The sequence below is a fragment of the Terrisporobacter petrolearius genome, from assembly GCF_020748185.1.
In the GTDB taxonomy this organism is placed as follows: domain Bacteria; phylum Bacillota; class Clostridia; order Peptostreptococcales; family Peptostreptococcaceae; genus Terrisporobacter; species Terrisporobacter petrolearius.
Map to the genome: position 1 here is coordinate 1 of NZ_JAHZMO010000259.1, position 232 is coordinate 232.

The 232-nt window shown below is 28.9% G+C and carries 1 pseudogene; it reads right to left on the reverse strand.

The features are described 5' to 3' along the window. Window positions 1-57: 57 nt before the first annotated feature. A pseudogene (locus K0040_RS22650) lies at window positions 58-225 on the reverse strand (IS256 family transposase); the annotation flags it as partial. Between the last annotated feature and the right edge of the window lie 7 nt (window positions 226-232).

Genomic DNA, 232 nt, shown 5'->3' on the forward strand with positions numbered 1-232 from the left:
TGTTTAATTTAGTTGTTTATACACTAAATTTCCCATAGTTTCAAAAAAATATATGATTTATATTGTGTAAGAGCTAGGGATTCTATCTCCAAACCTAATTGTGAGTTGGCCTAAAGTAGACGCCCAAGATGTCCATTTCTCCATAATTTTCATAGTTGATAAGTATAGTTATTTTCTCAATGACTCATCTATTGGAAATACAGTTATTACTTTAGTATACTTTCTTCATTGT